Genomic DNA, 20,245 nt, shown 5'->3' with positions numbered 1-20,245 from the left:
TCAATGCTTTTCATTGTTTCCGATCTTACCCCGATTGTTGCGAAATCGAAAGGTGAACCGTTGCCCGCTCGCAGAGAATTGCTGAAGCCATTGGCGTTCGGCGGTTTTCATCCTGTTGCATCCAGCACGGTTTCGGGCGTGCCGAGATATTGGTGGATCGTTTCCAGAATCGCGGCCTTGCGCATCGGTTTTCCGAGGTGGCCATCCAGGCCCTCGCGGCGCATCTGGGCCTCTCCGTCCTCCATCACGTGGGCGGTCATGGCGACGATGGGGGTGCGGGGCAGGGCGCGGCTTGCTTCTTCGTCGCGGATCAGGCGGGTGGCCTCGATCCCGTCCATGCCGGGCATGGAGATGTCCATGAGGATCATCACCGGGCGCAGTGTCTGCCATTGCTTCACCGCCTCTTCGCCGTTTTCCGCGAAATGCAGGTCGATGTCTTCGTCGCGCAGCATCTTGGACAGGACGAGCCGGTTGGTCGCGTTGTCCTCTGCCGCCAAGACGATGGGGCGCGGATTGTCCGGCGGCGCCTCGGTGGGCGGTGCGGTGTCGGTCGGTTCCGGCGGCGGCGGGGTCTTGGCGGGCGCAGGCAGGTCAAGGGTTTCGAGCGCGCGGAACAAGTCGCGCCGCGGCGTGGGCCGTTGCAGGATCGCCGAGAGGTGGCGGCGCGCCGGGTCCATCTCGGCGTAGCCGACGGAGGAGGACAGCATGATGATCGGCACGTCGTAGCCCGCGTCGCGGATGGCGTCGGCCAGTTCCATCCCGTCCATGTCGGGCATGTTGTGATCGGTGATCACAAGGTCGAACCCGTCGCCGATGCGTGCCATCGCCTCTGCCCCCGACGCGCAGGAGGTAGCGCTGGCCCCGAGGATTTCGACCTGCTTTTCCAGGATCGACAGGTTTACCGGCTGGTCGTCCACCAGCAGCACGCGGCGCAGGGTGTCGGGCGGCGCGGGGTCGGCCGTTTGGTCGGTGACGGGCAGGGTCACCTGGAAGCCGAAGGCCGATCCGACCCCTTCCTCGCTGTCCAGCCAGATCTCGCCGCCCATGAGGTTGATCAGCCGCTGGGTGATGGCGAGGCCAAGGCCGGAGCCCTCGAACTTGCGTTTCTGGCTGTCCTCGACCTGGCTGAATTCGCCGAAGATCGCCTCGACCTTGTCGGCGGGGACGCCGATGCCGGTATCCTCGACCGTGACATGGACATGGACGCGGCCGGTTTCGGGTTCGGGCAGGCCGGTGACGCGGACGATCACGTGGCCCTGAAGCGTGAACTTGACCGCGTTGCCGATCAGGTTGGTCAACACCTGCCGCACGCGCCCGGGATCACCGATGAACGTGGTGGGCAGGAAGAGGTCGTAATCCACGACAAGCTCCAGCTCCTTGTCACGGGCGGCGGGTTGCAGAAGCATCAGCACTTCGTGGATGCAGCGTTCCAGGTCGAAGGGTTCGGGATGAAGCTCGAGCTTCTCGGCCTCGATCTTGGAATAGTCGAGCACGTCGTTGATGATGACCAAGAGCGCCTCGCCCGAGTTCTTGATCGTATCGACATAGAGCCGCTGGTCGTCGGTCAGCGGCGTGTCGGCCAGCAATTCGGTCATGCCGACGACGCCGTTCATGGGCGTGCGGATCTCGTGGCTCATATTGGCGAGGAAGGCGCTTTTGGCGCGGTTCGCGGCCTCCGCCTTCTGGCGGGCATCCTTGAGTTCCTTCTGGTAGCGCATCGTGTCGGTGATGTTCAGCGCCAGGCAGACGATGTCGCCGTCATGGCCGCGCTGATCGACCATCTTGATGAAAACGCCGTTCCACAGGCGGATCACCACCGGGTCGGGGTTCGGCTCCTGCCAGCGGCGGATCATCATGGTGCGCCAGTCGGCGGGGGTCATGTCGCCGATATCGACGATGCCTTCCTCGGTGGCGAGTTGCAGCAGCCGCATGTAGGAGACACCCGGCCCGACCTCGTCCAGCCCGTCGAAGACGGACATCCAGGCATCGTTGGCAGCCAGCATCCGGCCGTCCGGGTCGAAAAAGGCAAAGCCGTCCTGGATCGACTGGATCGAATGCCAGAGCCGCCGTTCGGCCAGCTGGACCTTCTGGTTGGCGACGCTGAGGTCGAGCTTGAACCGCTGGTTTTCGTCGCGGACGTTCTGCACCTCTGCCCGGGTTTCGACGATTTCCTCGGACAGGGCACGGGCATGGCGGCCAAGCTTGCGATTGGCCGCGTGCAGTTCCTGCTGCTTCTGTTCCAGCAACCGTTCTGCGGCCAGGCGCGCGCGCCGTTCCTCCGCCAGTTTGGTGGCCAGGGTCATGCCAGATTCTCCGTTCGCTGCGCTTCGCGCCTCACCGGACACTCGGCCATGTTGGTGAATAATCCGTTTAGGTTTGCCCTGCGGGGAGGCGAATCCTTGTCAGCTTTCGGCGGGGCATGGCAGTTTGACTGCATTCATCGAGGAGAAATTCATGTCCCGCTTGCTCAAGGTGATTGCCGCCGCCCTGATCTTTGCCGCCCCGTTCGCCCAGGCGCAGGATGCGCCGGTGCCCGAGAAACGGGTGGTCGTGTCGGGGGATCGAGACTTTGTCGGGACCGATCTGTCGCAATTGTTCGACACCACGTTCGAGGCCTGCCGACAGGCCTGCGAGGCGCAGGATGCCTGCATTGCCTTCACCTTCAACCAGAACAACAAGTCTTGTTTCCCGAAGAGCGAGGTGACGGCAGAAGAGGAATTCGACGGTGCGCAATCGGCCCGCGTGGTGCGCATGACGCCCGAGGCGATGGCCCTGGCCGAAACCCGTGCGGCCGAGATCGCATTCCTGGGCAGCGGCGCGATGCGCGACGCGCGCGATCTGGCGCGGCAGGTGGGCTGGTATCACCCCGGCGGGCAATTCACCGTGTCGGCCATGGTCGCCGCCTCGCAGCAGCGCCGCACCGATGGCGACCTGCTGAACGCGATGCGCTGGATGGGCGGGGCGGTGGCCAAGTCCGACGCCGCCGATCAATGGGCGGAATATGCCCGCCTTCTGCATGACCATGCGCCCGATGCGGGCAACAACCGCTCGCGTTATACGGACCGGTCGCTGGCGGCGGCGATCAACGCCTACCTGCGGGCCGACAGTGACGCGGTGCGGGTCAATGCGCTGACCGTGATGGCCGATGCGCTGCTGCTGAACCGTCGCGGGCGGGACATGATCCCGACGCTGCGCCTGGCCGAAAGCATCCAGCCGCGCGAGGACATCACCGCCGCGCTGGACGATGCGATCGGCAAGTTCGGCTTCCGCATCACCGAACATCGCGTCGAAAGCAACCTCGCCGATCCGCAGATCTGTGCCGAGTTCTCGGAACGACTGGTCAAGGTCGGTGTGGATTACGCCGATTACGTGCGCCTGCCCGATCAATCCATGGCCGTGGAGGCCAGCGGCAACCAGATCTGCGTGCGCGGCGGCAATCACGGCGAACGCTACACCGTGACCTTCCGCGAAGGGATGCCCGCGCTGTCGGGTGAAAAGCTGGTCAAGGACGTGCCGCTGCGGTTCTATATCCGCGACCGTGAACCGTCGGTCACCTTCCCCGGCCGGGCCTATGTGCTGCCCTCGTCGGGCAGTGCCGCGCTGCCGATCGAGACGGTGAACCTGGACCGGGTCGAGATGCAGCTTTATCGCGTGATCGACCGCAACCTGCTGCGCTCGGTCCAGCAGGATTACTTCGGTCAGCGCCTGCAACGCTGGGAGCTGCGCGATTTCACCGGCGAAGTGGCCGAAAAGGTCTGGGAGGGCGAGGCCGATACCCAGAACGAGCTGAACCGCGACATGACCACCCGCCTGCCGATGGGTGACGTTCTGGCCGGGCTGGAGCCGGGCGCCTATGTCCTGTCCGCCGAAGAACCCGGGAACGACGATGCGGAGGCGGCCTTTCAATGGTTCATCCTGACCGATCTGGGCCTGACCACGATGCAGGGCAGCGACGGGCTGCATGTCTTCCTGCGTGGCCTTGGCGATGCGCAGCCGCGTGACGGGGTCGAGCTGACCCTGCTGAGCCGCGCCAACCGCGAATTGGGCACGATCACCACCGATGCCGAGGGCTATGGCCTGTTCGAGGCCGGCCTGACCCGTGGCACGGGCGGGGCGGCCCCGGCGATGGTGCTGGCGCGATCGGGGGATGACCTGGCGTTTCTGTCGCTGACCGATCCGGCCTTCGACCTGTCCGACCGTGGTGTCGAGGGGCGGGAGCCCGCGCCGCCGGTCGATGTCTTCCTGACCACCGATCGCGGGGCCTATCGCGCCGGTGAAACGATCAACGTCACCGCGCTGGCGCGGGACAATGTCGCCGCGGCCATCGACGGCTTGCCGATCACGGCGATCCTGACCCGCCCGGACGGGGTGGAATATGCGCGCATGACCTCGACCCGCGATGCGGCTGGGGGGCACGTGTTCCAGATGCCCGTCGGATCGACCGCGCCGCGCGGGTCCTGGCGGATCGAGATCAAGGCCGACGTGGACGCGCCGGCCCTGGCCCAGACCACCGTCCTGGTCGAGGATTTCCTGCCGGAACGCATCGACGTGGCGCTCGACCTGCCCGAGGGCCCGTTGCAAGCTTCGGCTCTGCCGACGCTCGGGGTTCAGGCGGATTACCTGTTTGGCGCGCCGGGGGCCGATCTGCGGATTTCGGGCGAGATCCGCCTTAGCACGACGCGGCAGCTGGACAGTCATCCGGGCTATACGTTCGGGCGCGAGGCCGACAGCCGCTACGCCATCTCTGACACGTTGAGCGGGCGCACGGATGCGCAGGGCGCGGCGACGCTGGCGCTGGAGCCGCCCTTCCCTGACGACAATCGCGGCATGCCGTTCGCGCTGCGGGCCAATGTACGGGTGCAGGAAGGCTCCGGGCGGCCGGTCGAACGGTCGATCCAACGGGTCATCGGACCGGACGGCCCGGCCATCGGGATCAAACCGCTGTTCGATGAGGCCGTGAGCGAAGGCGCCATGGCGGCGTTCGACCTGATCGCCCTGAACTCCGCGCTGGAGGCCGAGGCGATGGAGGTCCAGTGGACGGTCAACCGGGTCCGCACACGATATCAATGGTACCAGCAATACGGCAATTGGAACTGGGAACCCTACACGACCCGGACCGAGGTCGCGACGGGCCGCGCCACGCTGGGCGATGCCCCGGTCGAGGTCACGGCCCCGACGGATTGGGGCCGCTATGAAATCGTGGTGGAGCGTCTGGACGGCGATTACCTGGCCAGCGACCTGACCTTCCATTCGGGCTGGTATGCACCGGCGGATGCGTCCTCGACCCCCGATATGCTGGACCTGTCGCTGGACAAGGACGGCTATGCCGAGGGCGACACCGCGCAGCTGCGCATCGTGCCGCGCTATGCGGGCACGGCGCTGGTCACGGTGATGTCCAACCGCCTGATCGACATGAAGGCGGTCGAGGTGCAGGAGGGCGAGAACCTGATCGACCTGCCCGTGACCGCGGATTGGGGCGCGGGGGCCTATGTCACCGCCTCGGTCATCCGGGCCATGGACGAACCGGCGGGGCAGATGCCCGCCCGGTCCCTGGGGCTGAGCTATGCCAAGGTCGATCCCGGCGAGAAGGCGCTGGACGTGTCCTTTGACGCCCCCGAGGAGGCCGATCCGCGCGGGCCGCTGACCGCCAGCGTCGTCGTCGAAGGCGTGCGCGCGGGCGATACCGCCTATGTCACCGTCGCGGCGGTGGATGTCGGGATCCTCAACCTCACCCGGTTCGAAACGCCGGATCCCGAGGGCCATTACTTTGGCCAGCGCCGACTGGGCATGGATATCCGTGACCTCTACGGCCGCCTCATCGACAGCACGCAGGGCGCCATGGGCGTGGTGCGTTCCGGTGGCGATGCCGGAAGCTCTGCCCGGCTGGAAAGCCCGCCGCCGACCGAGGAACTGGTGGCCTATTTCACCGGTCCCGTCACGGTGGGTGCCGATGGCCGCGCCGAGCTGTCCTTTGACCTGCCCGAATTCAACGGCACCGTGAAACTGATGGCCGTCGCCTGGAGCGAGACCGGTGTCGGTGCCGCAGATGCGGAGGTGCTGGTGCGCGACCCGGTCGTGGTCACGGCGACGCTGCCGCGGTTCCTGCAACCGGGCGATACGTCTTCGATGCTGCTGGAGATCGTGCATGCCACCGGGCCGACGGGCCGGATGGGGCTGGACGTCACCGCGCAGGGTGTGCAGCTGACGGGCAATGTGCCTTCGGGCTTCGACCTGGGCGAGAAGCAGACCCAGACTTTCCGCCTGCCTCTGGCGGCGGATCAGGTGGGCGACCATACGGTGACGGTCGCGCTGACCACGCCGGATGGGCGGCAGCTGACCAAGACGCTGAACATGCCGGTGCGGGTCAACGATCCCGCGATCTCGGTCACGCAGCGGTTCTCGCTGGCGGCAGGGGATACCTTCACGCTGGACCAGAACGTCTTTGCCGATTTCGTGCCGGGCACCGGGCAGGCCATCGTGTCGGCCGGGCCGCTCGCACGCGTCGATGCGCCGGCGCTGCTGGCGACGCTGAACCGGTATCCCTATGGCTGCACCGAACAGGTGACCTCCAAGGCGATGCCGCTGCTATACCTGTCCTCCGTGGCGCAGGCCATGGGCATCGCGACGCCGCAGCAGATCGACACCCGCATCGCCCAGGCGGTGGACCGCGTGCTGACCCGACAAAGCTCCAACGGGGCGTTCGGGCTGTGGCGCGCATCGTCGGGGGATTTCTGGCTGGACGCCTACGTAACCGACTTCCTGTCCCGTGCACGGGCTGAGGGTCACGAGGTGAACCCGCTGGCCTTCCGCATGGCGGTCGACAACCTGCGCAACCGTATCAACTATGCCCCCGATTTCGACGCCGAGACCAACAATGGCGGCGAGGACGTAGCCTATGCGCTGATGGTTCTGGCGCGCGAAGGGGCGGCCAATATGGGCGATCTGCGCTACTATGCCGATGCCAAGGGCGAGGATTTCGCGACCCCGCTGGCGGCGGCGCAGCTGGGCGCGGCGCTGGCGCTCTATGGGGACCAGACGCGCGCCGACGCGATGTTCGCCATCGCGGGCCGCAAGCTGAAGGCCGACCGTGAGGCGACCGAGGCGCAGGTCTTCCGCGCCGATTACGGTACGCAGCTGCGCGATGCGGCGGGCGTGCTGTCGCTGGCGGTGGAAAGCGGGTCGAACGCCGTGGACCGGACCCTGCTGGCGTCGCAGGTCGGCGCGCAGGACGGGCCGATGTCGACCCAGGAAAGCGCCTGGACCCTGTTGGCGGCCAAGGCCCTGATCGACGATCCGTCGATTGCCGGCCTGTCGCTGAACGGCGAAACGGTCGAAGGCCCCTTCGTGCGCGCGATGGAGGCCGAGACGCTGACCCCGATGGCGATCCGTAACGAGGGCGACGCAGTCACCGACGTGACCCTGACGACGATCGGCGTGCCCGCCACCCCGGCCGATGCGGGCGGCTACGGCTATTCGATCGAACGCGCCTATTACACGATGGAGGGCGAGGCCGTGTCGCCGGACAGCGTGGCGCGCGGCACCCGGTTGGTGACCGTCCTGACCGTGCAACCCTTCGAGAAGACGGGCGCGCGGCTGATGGTGGACGACCCGCTGCCGGCGGGGTTCGAGATCGACAATCCCAACCTGATCCAGTCGGGCGACATCAAGGGGTTGGACTGGCTGGAGACCCGCAATCCGGAACATAGCGAATTCCGCACGGAACGGTTCCTGGCGGCGATCGACTGGCGGTCCGACAACCCGTTCCGCCTGGCCTATATCGTGCGCGCGATCTCTCCGGGCAGCTATCACCACCCGGCGGCGACGGTCGAGGACATGTATCGCCCCCGCTACCGCGCCCGCACCGCCGCCGGTCAGGTGACGGTCACCGAGTGATGCGCTGGCTGCTGATCCTTGTCCTGGCCCTGTGGGCCGGGGCCTTTGGCCGCGACCGGCTGGACGCCTGGGTGGACGCGACGGAGATTCCGCCGCTTCTGCTGGACACCTCGGCCGAGGTGCAGGACCGGGACGGGGCGCTGCTGCGGGTCTATACGGTAGCGGATGGTCGCTGGCGTCTCGGCGTGTCGCCAGAGGATGTCGACCCCGCGTACATCCGGATGCTTCTGGCCTTCGAGGACAAGCGGTTCCATCGCCATGCCGGTGTCGACCCGGTCGCGATGCTGCGTGCGGCCTGGCAATCGGCGCGGGCCGGTAAGATCGTTTCGGGCGGGTCGACCCTGACGATGCAGGTTGCGCGACTGCTCGAGGACAGCGGCACCGGCGCCTGGGCGGGCAAGCTTCGACAGATCCGCCTGGCCCTGGCGCTGGAGCGGCAGATCAGCAAGCAGCAGATCCTGACGCTTTACCTGACGCTCGCGCCGATGGGCGGCAACCTCGAGGGCATCCGCGCGGCGACGCTGGGCTATTTCGGCAAGGAACCGCGCCGCCTGACACCGGCGGAGGCCGCGTTGCTGGTGGCCTTGCCGCAATCGCCCGAGGCGCGCCGTCCGGACCGTGACCCGCTGGCCGCCATCCGCGCCCGCGACCGGGTGCTGGACCGCATGACGAACTATGACGTGTTGCCGGAAGACGAGGTCGCCGCCGCCAAGACCGACACCGCGCCGCGCGAACGCCGCCCGTTTCCGGCGCTGGCCCCGCACATGACCGACCGCGCCCTGGCGGAGGCACCGGATGTCCCGGTGCAAAGCCTGACCCTGGACGCCACCCTTCAGGCTTCGCTGGAGGCGCTGGCACGGACGACGCTGCGGGGACGTTCCGAACGGCTGTCCATCGCAATGATGGTCGCCGATCACCGCAGCGGAGAGATCCTGGCCTCGGTCGGGTCGGCGGGGCTGGAGGACGCGACGCGGCGGCAGGGTTTCATCGACATGACGCGGGCGCTGCGGTCACCGGGATCGACGCTGAAGCCGTTGATCTACGGGCTGGCCTTCGATGCCGGGCTGGCGCATCCGGAAACCATGATCGACGACCGCCCGATGGATTTCGACGGCTACGCACCGCAGAATTTCGATGGCATGTTCCGGGGCGAGATCCGGGTGGCCGATGCGCTGCGCCTGTCGCTGAACCTGCCTGCCGTGCAACTGACCGACGCGATCGGACCGCAGAACCTGATGGCCGCGCTGCGCCGGTCCGGGGCCGACCCGTCGGTGCCGGGGGGCAAGCCGGGGCTGGCCGTCGCGCTTGGCGGTCTGGGGATGTCGCTGCATGACCTCGTGCAGCTCTATGCCGGGCTGGCCAATGACGGACAGGGGCAAAACCTTCGCTGGCGTATGGAGAAGGCGGAGCAGTCGGGGCGGCTGATGTCGCGCGCCTCTGCTTGGCAGGTGGGGCATATGCTGGCGGGCCTGAACCCGCCGCCGGGCGCGCCGGTCAACTACCTGTCCTACAAGACCGGGACGAGCTATGGCCACCGCGACGCCTGGGCCGTGGGCTATGACGGGGCGCATGTGATCGGGGTCTGGCTGGGGCGGCCCGATGGCACACCGGTGCCCGGTGCCTTCGGTGGCGATCTGGCCGCGCCTGTGCTGTTCGAGGCGTTCGGGCGGCTGAAACCTGCGCTCGATGCGCCGCCCCCGCCGCCGCCCGAGACGTTGCTGGTCGACGCCGCGCTGCTGCCCGAACCGTTGAAGCGGTTCCGGCCCCGCGACGGGTTCGCCGCGCCGGCCGATCTGCCGAAACTGGCCTTCCCGCCCGATGGCGCCGTGCTGGCCCGGGCCGGGGCGGTGCCTGCGAAGGTGCGCGAGGGCAAGCCGCCTTTCACCTGGATGGCCAATGGCCTGCCGCTGCGCACCGGCGTTCAGGACCGCAGCGTGCTGCTGGACGGGCTGGGGCAGGGCTTTACCGAATTGTCGGTGATCGACGCGGCGGGGCGGTCGGCCTCTGCCACGATCGAACTGCGCTGAGGTAGGGAATAACAGGACGCAAAAAGGGCGCGGATGGTGACATCCGCGCCCTCTGATACTTCCCGGTGACAGACGGGATTACATCCGTTCGATCGCCAGCGCGATGCCCTGGCCGCCACCGATGCACATGGTGATCAGCGCCTTGGAACCACCGGTGCGTTCCAGTTCATACAGCGCCTTCACGGTGATGATCGCGCCGGTCGCGCCGACGGGGTGACCCAGGGCGATGGCGCCGCCATTCGGGTTCACCTTGGCGGGGTCGAGGCCGAGGCCCTTGTTCACGGCCAGGGCCTGGGCGGCGAAGGCTTCGTTCGACTCGATGACGTCGAAATCGGTGATCGACAGGCCGGTCTTCTTCAGCAGGTTTTCCACCGCGGGGACCGGGCCGATGCCCATGACCTCGGGGCGGACACCGGCATGGGCGTAGCCCAGCACGCGGGCGCGCGGCTTCAGCCCGGCCTTGTCCGCGGCGGCGGCGGTGGCCATCACGACCGCGCCGGCACCGTCATTGATGCCCGACGCGTTGCCGGCGGTGACCGATCCGTCCTTCTTGAAGGCGGGGCGCAGACCGGCCAGACCTTCGGCGGTGGTGGAGGCCTTGACGTGTTCGTCGGTGTCGAAGGCGACCTCGTCGCGCTTCACCTTGACCATGACCGGAACGATCTGATCCTTGAAGCGGCCCGCCTCGATCGCGGCAAGGGCGCGTTTCTGGCTTTCCAGCGCGAAATCGTCCTGCGCCTCGCGGCTGATGTCGTGTTCGGAGGCCACGTTTTCGGCGGTGATCCCCATGTGGCCGGTGCCGAAGGGGCAGTTCAGCGCGCCCAGCATCATGTCGAGAACCTTGATGTCGCCCATCTTCTGGCCCCAGCGTTCGGAGGGGTTGATGAAGGGGCTGCGCGACATCGATTCCGCACCACCGGCAAGGCCGAATTCCGCGTCGCCCATGGCCAGGGACTGGATCACCGACACGATGGCCTGCGCCCCGGAGCCGCACAGGCGGTTCACGTTCATCGCGGGGGTGGTGTCGGGGATGCCGGCCTGGATCGCGGCCACGCGGGACAGGTACATGTCGCGCGGTTCGGTGTTGATCACGTGACCAAAGGCGACATGGCCGATCTGGCCGCCTTCGACGCCGGCGCGGGTCAGGGCCTCTTTCGCGGCGGTGGTGCCCAGGTCGATGGGCGCGACGCCGGCCAGGCTGCCGCCGAAGGTGCCGATGGCGGTACGTGCGCCGCTGAGAATGACGATTTCTTCCATGAATCCCTCCCGGATTTGCAAGCGGCCGACGGGGAACCTGATACCCGGTCCGGCCCATTGCTGCTGTCTTGCCCGTTTGGCGGGGATCATGCAACTCTGCCCCCATGTCAAAGGACGAGATCCTCGCCTCCTGTCCCGATCCGGGACCCGCCGAAGAGGCGTTGATCCAGCGGTTTGCCGATGGCTCCGGCAAGCTGACACTGGGCGAGGGCGAATTCCCCGAAGGCGAAGGGCCCGAGGTGACGATCCGCGCCGCCCTGATCCGGGCGCTTATCCTGCAGGACAAGGCCCCGGCGCTGCGGCTGCGTGGCGCGCGGATCGAAGGCACGCTGGACCTGAACGGGATCACGCTGCACCAGGATGTCACGCTGGTGAACTGCCTGCTGCGGGGGCCGATCGAGGCGCTGAACGCAAGGATGCGGGGGCTGTATCTCAGCGGCTGCCACCTGAACGGGCTGACGGCGGATCACGCGCGGTTTGCGGGCGCGGTCTACCTGCGCGGCGAAACCTCGGTGAAGGGAGAGCTGTCTCTGGCGGGCACCGAGATCGAGGGCGACCTGCAATTGTGCGGGATCGCGCTTCAGGCGGGCGGGCAGGATGCGCTGTTCGCCCCGGCGCTGACGGTGTCGGGATCGGTCTACCTTGGCAATTATCCCTATTCCGAGGGGCAGTCGGACCTGAGCAGCGAAGGTGCGCTGTTCCTTGCCTCGGCCGAGATCGGGCATGACCTGTTCATCACCCGCTGCGCGATTTCCCCGCGTGAAGACGTGCCGCCCGATGCCATGTTCGAGGGCAGCGAAGAACACGGGCCGGACATTGCCCTGTCGCTGGCGCGGGCAAGGATCGGCGGGATCCTCTACTTGCGGGACAACCAGATCGCGCGCGGCGTCGTGAACCTGGCGGGCGCCCATGCGGAACGGCTGCGCGATGAACCGGCGGGCCCGGGGGCCAGCTATCCGATCCGGCTGGACGGGTTCACCTATTCCGATTTTTCGCGCCACGCGGAAACTGATCTCGAGGCGCGACTGGCCTGGCTGGATCGCCGTCCGCCCGACACGCCCTTTACCGCGCAGCCCTATGAACACCTGGCCCGGGTGCTGACCCATATGGGCCATCGCGACGATGCCCGCGCCGTGCGGATGAAAAAGGAGCGCATCCTGCGCCGGTCCGAACGGCAGGCGCTGGCGGAACAGGGGCGCGATGCCAAGTGGTGGAGCGGCTGGCTGCTGGACCAGTTCATCTGGGTGACCGTGGGCTATGGTTTCCGCCCGTGGCGGGCGCTGATCGCGGCGCTGGTGCTGATGATCGGGCTGGGCGCGTTTTTCCAGGCGACCTGGGCGGCGGGGGACATGACGCCCAATGCTGCGCCGATCCTGATCTCGGACGACTGGATCGAGGCGACTCGAGTGGCCCCCGACAATCCCGGTGCCTATTGGTCAGCGCCCGGTCGCGCGGGGCAGGATTACGAGACGTTCAACGGTTTCGCCTATGCCGCCGACGTGGTCGTGCCGCTAGTATCACTTGGGCAGGAGGAGGCCTGGGCCCCGTCTACCGCGCGCTCGCCGCTGGGGCGCGCGGGCTGGTGGCTGCGCTGGATCGCCAAGGGGCTGGGCTGGGTCATCACGGCGCTTGGCGCCGCCGCGCTTACCGGCGTCGTGCGCCAGGAGTGACGGGCAGGGCCACGCGGCCCTTGTCCTCCAGCAAGAAGACCGCGTCGCCCTCGATCACCCCGACCTTGAGCGGGCGGTCATAGCCTGCGCCGGCATCCATGTTGATGCGGTTGCCGTAATGGGTCGGCCGCTTGATCGCCGTGTGGCCATGCACGACCAGCCAGGGATGCGGGTCCTTGGTTTCCAGGAACGGATCGCGGATCCAGATCAGGTCGTCGATCACCTGTTCGGGCAGCGCCACGCCCGGACGTATGCCGGCATGGACGCAGAGGACATCGCCCCGTTCGGCAAAAAGCGGCAGCCCGGCCAGGAAATCGCGGTGCGCGGCGGGCACGGCCTCTTTTGCCTGGCGGTGCAAATCTTCCGGGTCACTGTATTCGTCGGCGTCGATGCCGTAGCTGCGCAGCGTGTCCAGCCCGCCCAGCCGGTAATGCGTCCACAGCAGGCCGGACTTGATATTGTCATCCGCCAAGGCGCCGTTTTCTAGGAATGCGTGGAACATGTGATCGTGGTTGCCGCGCAGGCAGGTCCAGTTACGCCCCTCGGACAGGCCGGTGGTCAGGCAATCCAGAACGGCGCGGCTGTCGGGGCCGCGATCCACGTAATCGCCCAGAAAGATGACCTCGGCCCCCGGCACGCCGTCACGCTCGATCCGGTCGAGCGCGGTGTCGAGCATGGCGTCCTGTCCGTGGATGTCACCGATCACATAAAGCGTCATGGGGCGGGCTTTCCTGTTGGGTCCGCCAAGGTCTGGGCGATCCGTCGCGGAGTGTCCAGACCCGGGGCGGCGCGGCCGGGCAACGTTACATTTTCGACTCCGATTTTCGATTCTGCGTCTAAGGTGGGGAACGCGGAGGGGCCACACAGCTTCTGCCGCGCATATTTTGAAAAAAGAAGAAGCCTGCATTTCGCAGGATCGAAGAAGGAGGGTTACATGAAAGGTCTGCCGTTTCTGTTCTTTGCGGTGGCCGCGATCTGCGGTCTTATCGGGATGGCCTGGGGTATCCAGATGTCAGCCACGGGCAATCACGGGATGTCCCCGGCCCATGCGCACCTGAACCTGCTGGGCTGGGTCAGCCTTGCGATCTATGGCACGTTCTATCACCTGGTACCGAAGGCAGCGGATGGGATCCTGTCCAAGATCCATGCCGGGCTGGCGATCCTCGGGGTCGTGATGATCGTGCCGGGCATCGCCATGGCGATCAATCAGACCGGGGAGACCCTGGCCAAGCTGGGCTCGGTGGTCACGATCCTGTCCATGGTCATGTTCATCGTCGTGCTGTTCGCCAAGGGCCGCGCCTGACAGCGGAGACGAAAAACGCCGCCCGAAGACCGGGCGGCGTTGCAAGGCTCACGATGTGACGCGGATCAGGCGACGTCGAACTGAAGCGGCGCAATCTGCCGGAACAGGCCGGTCTTTTGCAGCTGGTCCAGGATCTCGGCGCGCGGGGCTTCGTCGAGGTAGAGCAGCGCGATTGCCTCACCGCGCGACGCGGCACGGCCGAGGGTGAAGTTCGCGATGTTCGCGCCATTCGCGCCCATGGTCTGGCCCAGGGTGCCGATGATGCCCGGCACGTCTTCGTTGGTGGTATAGAGCATGTGCTCGCCCACTTCGGCGTCGATGTTGATGCCTTTGATCTGGATGAAGCGCGGCTTGCCATCCGAGAAGACGGTGCCCGCGACCGAGCGTTCGCGTTTGTCGGTGACGACGGTGACCTTGATGTAGCCGTCGAAGGCGCCCGACTTGTCCTGGTTGGTGGTCGAGATCTGGACGCCGCGTTCCTTGGCCACGACCGGCGCGGAGACAAGGTTCACATCCGGGTTGGACCGCTTCATGATCCCGGCGATCACCGAACAGTTCAGCGCTGCGATGTTCATGTCGGCGACCACACCATCGTAGAGGATGTTGATGGCCTTGATCGGCTCGTCCGTCATCTGGCCGATGAAGGCACCCAGATGGCCCGACAGCTTGACCCAGGGGCCCATCACCTTGGCCTCTTCGGCGGTCATCGACGGCATGTTCAGCGCGTTTTCGACGGCCCCGTCGATCAGGTAGTTCGACATCTGCTCGGCCACCTGAAGGGCGACGTTTTCCTGCGCTTCGGTCGTGGACGCGCCAAGGTGCGGGGTGCAGACGACGTTGGGCAGGTTGAACAGCACGTTGTCCTTGGCGGGTTCCTCGGCGAACACGTCGAAGCCGGCGCCGGCGACATGGCCGGATTTCAGCATCTCGGCCAGGGCTTCCTCGTCCACCAGGCCGCCGCGGGCACAGTTGATGATCCGCACGCCTTTCTTGGTCTTCTCGAGGTTTTCCTTGGACAGGATGTTGCGGGTCGCGTCGGTCAGCGGCACGTGCAGCGTGATGAAATCAGACCGCTTCAGCAGGTCTTCCAGTTCGACCTTCTCGACGCCCATCTTGGCGGCCTTTTCCTCGCCCAGGTAGGGATCGTAGGCGATGACCTTCATCTTCAGGCCACGGGCGCGGTCACAGACGATGCCACCGATATTGCCCGCGCCGATGACGCCCAGGGTCTTGCCGGTCAGCTCGACACCCATGAATTTCGACTTTTCCCACTTGCCCGCATGGGTCGAGGCGCTGGCCTCGGGGATCTGGCGGGCCACGGCGAACATCATCGCGATGGCGTGTTCGGCGGTGGTGATCATGTTGCCGTAAGGCGTGTTCATGACGATCACGCCCTTCTTGGAGGCGGCGTCCTTGTCGACGTTGTCGGTGCCGATGCCGGCGCGGCCGACGACCTTGAGGTTGGTCGCGTGTTCCAGCAGGGCGGCGGTGACCTTGGTGGCGGACCGGATGGCGAGGCCGTCGTAATTGCCGATCACCTCGGCCAGCTTGTCCTTGTCCTTGCCGAGGTCCGGCATGAAGTCGACTTCGATGCCGCGGTCGCGGAAGATCTGGACGGCGGTTTCGCTCAGCTTGTCGGAAACGAGTACTTTGGGGGCCATGTCAGGCGCTCCTTGAGAAGATATATCGGGGGAGGGGCGGGCCGGGCAGCGGCCCGGCCTGCAATCAATTTAGTGATCTCGACGGATCAGGCGGCTTCGGTCTGCGCCCCGATCTCGGCGTGGAAGGCCCATTCGAGCCAGGGCAGAAGCGCCTCGATATCCGCGGTCTCGACGGTGGCACCGCACCAGATGCGCAGGCCCGCAGGGGCATCGCGATAGGCGCCGATGTCCAGAGCCACGCCTTCGGCCTCCAGCCGCTTGGCCACGGCCTTGGCAAAGGTGGCGCCGTCGGTGATCCGGTCGTCAGTGAACTTCAGGCAGACCGAGGTGTTGGACCGCGTCGCCGGGTCGTTCGCCAGGTTCGCGATCCAGTCCTTCTGGTCGCAGAAATCCCAGATCACCTGTGCGTTGGCGTCGGCCCGGGCCATCAGCGCCTTGAAGCCGCCGATCTCGCGCGCCCAGGCGAGGGCCACGAGGTAATCCTCGACCGCCAGCATCGACGGCGTGTTGATCGTCTCGCCCTTGAAGATGCCTTCGTTCAGCTTGCCGCCCTTGGTCATGCGGAAGATTTTCGGCATCGGCCAGGCCGGGGTGTAGTTTTCCAGCCGCTCGACAGCGCGGGGGGATAGGATCAGCATGCCATGGGCCGCTTCGCCGCCCATCACCTTCTGCCAGGAGAAGGTGGTCACATCGAGCTTGTCCCAGGGCAGGTCCTGCGCGAAGGCGGCAGAGGTCGCGTCGCAGATGGTCAGGCCGGCACGGTCGGCGGGGATCTTGTCGCCGTTCGGCACTCGCACGCCCGAGGTGGTGCCGTTCCAGGTAAAGACGACATCGGTGTCGAAGTCGATCTCGGCGAAATCGACGATCTCGCCATAGCCGGCTTCCTTGACCTCGGCGTCGATCTTCAGCTGCTTGACCACGTCGGTGACCCAGCCGGAGCCGAAGCTTTCCCAGGCCACCATGGTCGCCTTGCGTTCGCCAAGCATGGACCACATGGCCATTTCGACGGCGCCGGTATCGGACGCCGGCACGATGCCGATCTTGTAGTCCGCGGGGATGCCAAGCAGGTCGCGCGTCTCTTCGATCGCGGCCTTCAGCTTTTCCTTGCCGATGGCGGCACGGTGCGAGCGGCCGAGCGCGGCGTCGGACAGCTTGGACAGTTCAAACGTGGGGATCTTGGCACAGGGGCCAGAGGAGAAACGCGGGTTAGCCGGCCGCGTTGCCGGTGCTTCGATAGCCATTGCTGGTATCCTTCCAGATAAGCGCCCCTCGTTGGGGAGGGGTGTCCCGCGGTCGGATATAGGGCCGATTCGTGAAGGAAGCAATGACGCAGATGACGCATTTGACCCGCGCGGCGTCGCATTCGCGCCGCGGGGGTCTGCCGTGTCTCCTATCGGAAACTTGCGCGCCGCCGGATCAGGCGGCTTCGCGGTCCTGGTTGCGCGGCGAATAGAGCGGACGCACCGGTTTGCCGTAGCATTCGCGCACTCGTTCCGGTGACCTGGCCGGGCGCAGGCGGGGGAAGACGGCGAACAATTCGTCGCGCACCTCGGGGGCGAGCGCGTTCAGCACGATCGGGCCGGGATACATGCTTTCGGACAGGACGCCCTCTGCATAGATCAGCTCGTGCCGGTCGAACATCAGGTGGACATAGGCTACCCGCTTCTTGCCACGGGCCACGCGGACGCCCTTGCGCTTTTCCTTCAGCATGTGGACGGCGCGGACCAGTTCCTTGCGCTCGGGATCCCACATGGCGTGCTGGCGGGACACGACGATATCGCGGTCGGATCCGAAGACATCCTTGCTGATCCAGATCGGGCGCAGCTTGTCACTGCGTTCCAGGCGCGTTTCGTCCAGGTGGCTGATGCCGATCCAGCGCACCGGCTGCACGCCGTGATCCTTGGTCATCACCAGGTCGCCGGGTTGCAGCGTTTCGATCGGGACGTCGCCGCGCGGGGTGCGGATGCGGGTGCCGGTGGCGAAACAGGCCACGCCAGTGTTGTCGGCGGTAAAGCTGTTGCGATCCGCCCCGGTAAAGGTCAGCCCGTCGCTGCCGGTCATCTGGGTGTTGTCGGAATAATCGACCGCGCCCGTCGCGGCGGTGGCGTTCGACTGGTTCAGGACGCCATCATCGTCGAAGTCGGCGCGCAGCTCGCTCAGGTTGTCGTAATAGCCCGACAGGTCGATATAGTCGTTGTTGGTGGTGTTGCCGTCACCAAGCGCGCCCGAGATCCCGAAGTTGAAATCGCTGATCGTGTCGCTGCCGTCACCGGGGGCCCAGGCAAAGGTGTCGTCGCCCGACCCACCCTCGAGCACATCATCGCCGGAGCCGCCGTCGATCAGGTCGTTGCCGGCCCCGCCATCCAGGTTGTCTGCGCCGGTGCCGCCATACAGGCTGTCGTCGCCGGTATCGCCGAACATGGAATCGTTGCCGGCGTCGCCCCAGAGCGTGTCGGATCCGATACCGCCATCCAGCGTGTCGTTGCCCAGCCCGCCGTAGAGGCTGTCCTGCCCGGTGCCGCCATAAAGCTCGTCATCGCCCGAATTGCCTTCGATCGAGTCGTTGCCCAGCTGCCCTTCGGCGGTGTCGTTGCCGGTGCCACCATAGATGAAGTCGTTGCCGCCATCGGCCTGGATCCAGTCATTGCCGCCATAGCCGACGATCCAGTCATCGCCGCTGGTAATTTGGTCGCCGTCGGAATCGGTAAAGCCGAAGCCCATGAAGTCGCTGGTGGCGGTGCCCCCCTCGACCGGGCTGGCGTAATCGGCGGCATACCGGTCGGCCTGCATGTCGCCGCCACTGTCGCCGGTATTGGAGTTCACCGAGGTCAGCTCCATCGACTCGATGGGCTTGGCCTCCATCTGCGCCTGATCGGAGTTGAACGAGGTTTCCGGCGCAAGATAGGTGCGCCCCGACGTATCCTGGAACACGAAGGCACGCACATTGGCGGTCGTGCCGTCGATATAGGTCAGGGTGATGTTGTATTCGGCCAGCGCGTCGAATTGCTGTTCCGCCCCGCCATCGATGCGGAACGTGTCGTAGCCACCGCCATTATCGACGTCATAGGTGTCGTTGGCGTCTTCGCTGAGGCGTTCCGCCGACAGCGTGTAAATCTCGGAATAAAGGGGAGAAGACTCGCTGCCGTAGGTGCCGAGAAGGGCACCCGCGTTTTCCGCGATCTCGTCGTCCGTATCTGTATCTATCAAGGGATTAATCCCCAGATAGATTACCTGGAATGTCGTTGCCATATGTCTCTACCCGCCGCTTTTGTTTTGGTGCGGCCTGATTTTTTGTGAGCTCAATGTCGGCAGAAAATGTGGCGGGTTTGTGGAGGCAATTCGTTAATTAATTGATACGTTTTGGCGTCACGCCCTTGATAAGAAGGCGTTTCGGGCCACTTTGTCGCAGCCTGTCCCCCTGTATGCAGCTGGCAAAACTGCGGCTTCGGGGCCTGACGAGCTCTGCGGTACTGGCTCCTGTCCGGCGCGCATGGTTTAAGGCAGCGAAACGTCCGTTGGAGCCCCGTCATGCATGTCGTCACCCTGATCGCGAAACCCGGCCACCTCGATCCAGCAGGGGCAGAGGCGCTGCGCAACGCTTGGGGCGGCGGCGCTCTGCAATGGCTGGCACCGGACGAGGCGGCGGTGTTCACGCTCACCGACATCCCGTCGAATGCCGATCAGGTCTGGCAGGATTTCCAGGCGCTCGGTGTCGATCTGAACATTCAGCCCGCCGACGGCCGCCGCAAGAAAATGCTGCTGGCCGACATGGACAGCACCATGATCCAGCAGGAATGCATCGACGAACTGGCCGATGAGGCCGGGGTGGGCGAACGGGTCAAGGACATCACCGCCCGCGCCATGAACGGAGAGCTGGATTTCGAAGGTGCCCTGACCGAACGGGTCGGGCTGCTGAAGGGTCTGCCCGAGGGCGTGATCCAGCAGGTGATCGACACGCGCATCACCCTGATGCCCGGCGGTCCCGCGCTGCTGGCGACGATGAAGGCCAACGGGGCCTATTGTGCGCTCGTCTCCGGCGGGTTCACGGCCTTCACCGCCAAGATCGCTGCGACTTTGGGTTTCGACGAAAACCGCGCCAACACGCTGATCGCCGCCGATGGCCAACTGACCGGCGATGTCGGCCGTCCGATCCTGGGACGCGAGGCCAAGGTTCAGGCGCTGGAGGAGATCACCGCCCGGCTGGGGCTGACCGACGCCGACGTGATCGCTGTCGGGGACGGAGCCAATGACCTGGGCATGCTGACCCGCGCCGGGATGGGCGTCGCGCTGCATGCCAAGCCCTCGGTCGCGGCGCAGTGCAACATCCGCGTGAACCACGGGGACCTGACCGCCCTGCTGTACCTTCAGGGGTATGCGAAGGACGAGTTCGCCTCGGCTCTATAATTTCGCTTATCTGTTAATTAACATTTGACG

General features: G+C 66.0%; 11 protein-coding genes. 5 read left to right on the top strand and 6 right to left on the bottom strand.

Annotation, left to right across the window (positions count from 1 at the left end):
- Window positions 1-107: 107 nt before the first annotated feature.
- Window positions 108-2,303 (bottom strand): response regulator, encoded by a 2,196-nt coding sequence (locus ATO9_RS06715; protein ID WP_043747059.1) that lies wholly within the window; start codon window positions 2,301-2,303, stop codon window positions 108-110.
- Between the two features lie 151 nt (window positions 2,304-2,454).
- Here ATO9_RS06715 and ATO9_RS06710 point away from each other — a divergent pair, with 151 nt between their 5' ends.
- On the top strand, window positions 2,455-7,893 hold the full coding sequence (locus ATO9_RS06710; RefSeq protein ID WP_043747057.1) for an alpha-2-macroglobulin family protein: 5,439 nt from the start codon (window positions 2,455-2,457) through the stop codon (window positions 7,891-7,893).
- On the top strand, window positions 7,893-9,920 hold the full coding sequence (pbpC, locus tag ATO9_RS06705; protein WP_043747054.1) for a penicillin-binding protein 1C: 2,028 nt from the start codon (window positions 7,893-7,895) through the stop codon (window positions 9,918-9,920). The genes ATO9_RS06710 and pbpC overlap by 1 nt, the downstream gene beginning before the upstream one ends.
- A gap of 78 nt (window positions 9,921-9,998) precedes the next feature.
- Here pbpC and ATO9_RS06700 read toward each other — a convergent pair whose 3' ends face one another.
- Window positions 9,999-11,177: an acetyl-CoA C-acyltransferase family protein gene (locus ATO9_RS06700; protein ID WP_043747052.1), complete on the bottom strand. Its 1,179-nt coding sequence runs from the start codon at window positions 11,175-11,177 to the stop codon at window positions 9,999-10,001.
- A gap of 104 nt (window positions 11,178-11,281) precedes the next feature.
- Between ATO9_RS06700 and ATO9_RS06695 the strand changes: the two genes are divergently transcribed.
- Window positions 11,282-12,847 (top strand): hypothetical protein, encoded by a 1,566-nt coding sequence (locus ATO9_RS06695; protein ID WP_043747050.1) that lies wholly within the window; start codon window positions 11,282-11,284, stop codon window positions 12,845-12,847.
- Here the strand turns inward: ATO9_RS06695 and ATO9_RS06690 are convergent.
- Window positions 12,822-13,565, bottom strand: a complete 744-nt coding sequence (locus tag ATO9_RS06690) for a metallophosphoesterase family protein (protein ID WP_043747048.1) — start codon at window positions 13,563-13,565, stop codon at window positions 12,822-12,824. The genes ATO9_RS06695 and ATO9_RS06690 overlap by 26 nt on opposite strands.
- Before the next feature lie 216 nt (window positions 13,566-13,781).
- Here ATO9_RS06690 and ATO9_RS06685 point away from each other — a divergent pair, with 216 nt between their 5' ends.
- Entirely contained in the window at window positions 13,782-14,150 is a 369-nt protein-coding gene (locus tag ATO9_RS06685; protein WP_043747045.1) for a hypothetical protein, read from the top strand.
- A 65-nt stretch (window positions 14,151-14,215) separates the two neighbouring features.
- On the opposite strand, the gene serA is transcribed toward ATO9_RS06685, so the two are convergent.
- From serA to ATO9_RS06670, 3 genes are all read right to left on the bottom strand, one after another.
- Window positions 14,216-15,811 (bottom strand): phosphoglycerate dehydrogenase, encoded by a 1,596-nt coding sequence (gene serA / locus ATO9_RS06680; RefSeq protein ID WP_043747042.1) that lies wholly within the window; start codon window positions 15,809-15,811, stop codon window positions 14,216-14,218.
- Window positions 15,812-15,897: 86 nt separating this feature from the next.
- A complete protein-coding gene (locus ATO9_RS06675) occupies window positions 15,898-17,052 on the bottom strand; it encodes a phosphoserine transaminase (RefSeq protein WP_043747040.1) in 1,155 nt (384 codons plus the stop codon).
- Window positions 17,053-17,227: 175 nt separating this feature from the next.
- The gene (locus ATO9_RS06670; protein WP_162183060.1) at window positions 17,228-19,018 is read right to left on the bottom strand and encodes a Hint domain-containing protein; all 1,791 of its coding nucleotides are present in this window, start codon (window positions 19,016-19,018) and stop codon (window positions 17,228-17,230) included.
- A 321-nt stretch (window positions 19,019-19,339) separates the two neighbouring features.
- On the opposite strand from ATO9_RS06670, the gene serB reads away from it, so the two are divergent.
- Window positions 19,340-20,215: a phosphoserine phosphatase SerB gene (serB, locus tag ATO9_RS06665; protein WP_043747037.1), complete on the top strand. Its 876-nt coding sequence runs from the start codon at window positions 19,340-19,342 to the stop codon at window positions 20,213-20,215.
- The last annotated feature ends 30 nt before the right edge of the window (window positions 20,216-20,245 follow it).

The sequence above is a fragment of the Pseudooceanicola atlanticus genome (genome assembly GCF_000768315.1).
In the GTDB taxonomy this organism is placed as follows: domain Bacteria; phylum Pseudomonadota; class Alphaproteobacteria; order Rhodobacterales; family Rhodobacteraceae; genus Pseudooceanicola; species Pseudooceanicola atlanticus.
This window is presented reverse-complemented; position numbering and strand designations above follow the sequence as displayed.

Excerpts from the sequence above, each read along its gene's own strand:
- ATO9_RS06715 (WP_043747059.1), bottom strand. The coding sequence starts at position 2,303 with ATGACCCTGGCCACCAAACTGGCGGAGGAACGGCGCGCGCGCCTGGCC.
- ATO9_RS06710 (WP_043747057.1), top strand. The coding sequence starts at position 2,455 with ATGTCCCGCTTGCTCAAGGTGATTGCCGCCGCCCTGATCTTTGCCGCC.
- pbpC (WP_043747054.1), top strand. The coding sequence starts at position 7,893 with ATGCGCTGGCTGCTGATCCTTGTCCTGGCCCTGTGGGCCGGGGCCTTT.
- ATO9_RS06700 (WP_043747052.1), bottom strand. The coding sequence starts at position 11,177 with ATGGAAGAAATCGTCATTCTCAGCGGCGCACGTACCGCCATCGGCACC.
- ATO9_RS06695 (WP_043747050.1), top strand. The coding sequence starts at position 11,282 with ATGTCAAAGGACGAGATCCTCGCCTCCTGTCCCGATCCGGGACCCGCC.
- ATO9_RS06690 (WP_043747048.1), bottom strand. The coding sequence starts at position 13,565 with ATGACGCTTTATGTGATCGGTGACATCCACGGACAGGACGCCATGCTC.
- ATO9_RS06685 (WP_043747045.1), top strand. The coding sequence starts at position 13,782 with ATGAAAGGTCTGCCGTTTCTGTTCTTTGCGGTGGCCGCGATCTGCGGT.
- serA (WP_043747042.1), bottom strand. The coding sequence starts at position 15,811 with ATGGCCCCCAAAGTACTCGTTTCCGACAAGCTGAGCGAAACCGCCGTC.
- ATO9_RS06675 (WP_043747040.1), bottom strand. The coding sequence starts at position 17,052 with ATGGCTATCGAAGCACCGGCAACGCGGCCGGCTAACCCGCGTTTCTCC.
- serB (WP_043747037.1), top strand. The coding sequence starts at position 19,340 with ATGCATGTCGTCACCCTGATCGCGAAACCCGGCCACCTCGATCCAGCA.